The sequence below is a fragment of the Curtobacterium oceanosedimentum genome (genome assembly GCF_020297365.1).
In the GTDB taxonomy this organism is placed as follows: domain Bacteria; phylum Actinomycetota; class Actinomycetes; order Actinomycetales; family Microbacteriaceae; genus Curtobacterium.
In genome coordinates this window covers 1-2936 of the sequence record NZ_JAIXIG010000058.1, presented here as the reverse complement: position 1 = coordinate 2936, position 2936 = coordinate 1, and the positions used below count along the sequence as shown (strand labels likewise).

Sequence of the window (2936 nt, the reverse complement as noted above, 5' to 3'; positions counted from 1 at the left end):
CGCGCGCCGAGGGCCGGGGTCCGCGGGCGCCCGTGGAAGGCGCCGGGAACGAGAACAGCCCCCGGGATGTCCCGGGGGCTGTTCGTCGAGTGCTGGGGTACCTGGACTCGAACCAAGAACGACGGTACCAGAAACCGCTGTGTTGCCAATTACACCATACCCCAAGAAGCCTGTCGGCCTCTCGCCCCGATCACCCGGGGCACGATCAACTACTGTACAGCATCCCGGAGGTCCGTGAGACCACCCACCAGGTCGCGGTGCACCGCAGCAGCCGTCGCTGCACCGTGACCGGCCGCGACGATGAGCTGTTCCGGCCCGGGAGGCGTGACGTCTCCCACCGCGTACAGGCCCGGGACCGAGGTCCGTCCCACCCGGTCGACCACGAGCAATCCGTCCGGATCCCGTCGGAGCACAGGTGGGGCGTCGGGCGTGTCGCGGTCGGCGTCCCCCGCTGCCCCGCCGTGCGCGGAGTCGCTGGCGTCGGCGGCCTCGGCGCCGACGGTGGCCTGGAGCCAGTCGAGGTCGGCGTGCCACGTCGGCCGCACGAACCCGCCGGTCCGGGGCTCCACGTGTCCGTCGGCGAGCCGCACCCCGGTCATCCCGGCCCGGTCCCCCTCGAGGTCGGCGACGGGCCGCTCGTCCACCCGGACCCCTGCCGCATCCAGGCGAGCGCGCCCGGCGTCGTCGAGCGGCGCGACGCCGTTCGTGTAGACGATCAGGTCGTCGGTCCACGTGGCGATCAGCAGGGCACGGTCCACGACGTCGTCGGTCTCGCACACGAACGCGAGCGGCTGGCCGGCCTTGTCGTAAGCGTCGCACTCCACGCAGCTGTGCATCGACGTGCCGTAGAAGGCGCGCAGCATGGGCAGCGCCGGGAACTCCTCACGCAGACCGGTGGCCACGACGACCGTCCGCGCGCGGGCGTCCAGCTCGACGCCCCGCCACGAGCCGTGCACCGTCCACCCCGCGCCGTCAGGGGCCGGAGCGACCCGGTCCACGACGGACTGCACGACGGTCGCCTCCGGGTACCCCTCCACCTCGGTACGGCCGAGCTTGCGGAGTTCCAGCGGCGAGATCCCGTCCCGCGTCAGGAAGCCGTGTGACCGCAGGGTCGCCGCATTCCGGGGCCGGTTCGCGTCGACCAGCAGCACGGTGCGCTTGGCCCGGACCAGGTTGAGCGCTGCACTCAGCCCGGCCGGCCCGGCACCGATCACCGCGACGTCGTGCACGATGTCCTCGGACGTCGGCACCGGGACCGCCGGACTGCTCATGGTCGGCGGTTCAGCTGCCCGCGAGGGCGCGCAGTCGGGTCAGCGTCGACGCCTTGCCGAGGATCTCCATCGACTCGAAGAGCGGCGGGCTGATACGACGGCCGGAGACGGCGACGCGGAGGGGTCCGAAAGCGACCCGGGGCTTGAGGCCGAGCTCGTCGATGAGCGCGGAGCGGAGCGCCTCCTCGATCGAGACCGTCGTCCAGGTGTCGAGCGGCTCGAGCGCCGCGATGCCGGCCGTCAGCACGGCGTCCGTGTCGCCCTTGAGCGAGGCCCGGGCATCGTCCTCGACCACCAGGTCGTCGTCGGCCGTGAACAGGAACCCCAGCATCGCGGGCGCCTCACCGAGCAGCTGCATGCGCTCCTGGACGAGCGGTGCGGCCTTGGTGAGCAGCTCGAGCTGCTCCGGGGTCGCGGGGTCGGACACGAACGCCGTCAGGTACGGCAGGAGCCGGTCGCGGAAGTCCTCCGGCGTGAGCAGGCGGATGTGGTCCCCGTTGATCGCCTCGGCCTTCTTGTGGTCGAAGCGTGCCGGGTTGGGGTTGACGTCGGTGACGTCGAACGCCTGCACCATCTCGTCGATCGAGAACACGTCGCGGTCGGGTCCGATCGACCAGCCGAGCAGTGCCAGGTAGTTGACGAGCCCTTCGGGGATCATGCCTGCGGCGCGGTGGTGGAACAGGTTCGACTCGGGGTCGCGCTTCGACAGCTTCTTGTTGCCCTCCCCCATCACGTAGGGCAGGTGGCCGAACACCGGGATCGACGGCGCCAGCCCGATCTCGTACAGGGCCTCGTACAGCGCGATCTGCCGCGGCGTCGACGACAGCAGGTCCTCGCCGCGCAGGACGTGCGTGATGCCCATCAGCGCGTCGTCCACCGGGTTCGTGAACGTGTACAGCGGGGTCCCGTTCGGACGCACCACGACGAAGTCCGGGAACGTGCCCTGCTTGAACGTGATCTCGCCGCGTACCAGGTCGTCGAAACTGAGGTCGCGGTCGGGCACCCGCAGCCGCAGTGCCGGCGAACGGCCCTCGTCGCGGAACGCCTGGCGCTCGGCGTCGGTCAGGTCCCGCTCGTGGTTGTCGTAGCCCTGCTTGGGGTCACGGCCGGCGGCACGGTTCCGGGCCTCCATCTCGTCGGGCGTCACGTAGGACTCGTAGATGTGACCGGACGCCTTGAGCTTCGCGATCACGTCCTCGTAGATCGCAGCGCGCTCGGACTGCCGGTACGGGCCGTGCTCGCCGCCGGCGTCGACACCCTCGTCCCAGTCGAGCCGGAGCCAGCGCAGGGCGTCGAGGATCTGCGCGTACGACTCCTCGCTGTCACGAGCGGCGTCGGTGTCCTCGATGCGGAAGACGAGCTTGCCGCCCGTGTGCCGCGCGTAGGCCCAGTTGAAGAGCGCAGTACGGATGAGCCCGACGTGCGGGGTCCCCGTCGGGCTGGGGCAGAAGCGGACGCGGACGTCGGGGCCAGAGGCAGTGGTGAAGGGCGCAGTCATGACCCGACAACCCTACCGCGGTGGCGGTTCGTCCCACTTCCCCTGGAACGCAGAAAACCCCTGACCATGACTGGTCAGGGGTTCCCTGGTGTTTCTACGTTAAGTCCGGCGGCGTCCTACTCTCCCACAAGGTCCCCCTTGCAGTACCATCGGCGCTGAGAGGCTTA

2 protein-coding genes, 1 tRNA gene and 1 rRNA gene are annotated in these 2936 nt (G+C 70.4%); all 4 read right to left on the bottom strand.

Annotated elements, in window-relative coordinates; genetic code table 11:
- Positions 1-92 precede the first annotated feature (92 nt).
- A tRNA-Gln gene (locus LEL83_RS15710) sits at positions 93-164 on the bottom strand.
- 45 nt (positions 165-209) lie between these two features.
- Complete coding sequence (locus tag LEL83_RS15705) at positions 210-1271, bottom strand: NAD(P)/FAD-dependent oxidoreductase (protein WP_225559524.1); 1062 nt, start codon at positions 1269-1271, stop codon at positions 210-212.
- Positions 1272-1281: 10 nt separating this feature from the next.
- Positions 1282-2769 carry a glutamate--tRNA ligase gene (gene gltX, locus LEL83_RS15700; protein WP_225559523.1) on the bottom strand — a complete coding sequence of 496 codons (1488 nt, stop codon included), beginning with the start codon at positions 2767-2769 and terminating at the stop codon, positions 1282-1284.
- A gap of 103 nt (positions 2770-2872) precedes the next feature.
- Positions 2873-2936, bottom strand: a 5S ribosomal RNA gene (gene rrf / locus LEL83_RS16385); the annotation flags it as partial.

Excerpts from the sequence above, each read along its gene's own strand:
- LEL83_RS15705 (WP_225559524.1), bottom strand. The coding sequence starts at position 1,271 with ATGAGCAGTCCGGCGGTCCCGGTGCCGACGTCCGAGGACATCGTGCAC.
- gltX (WP_225559523.1), bottom strand. The coding sequence starts at position 2,769 with ATGACTGCGCCCTTCACCACTGCCTCTGGCCCCGACGTCCGCGTCCGC.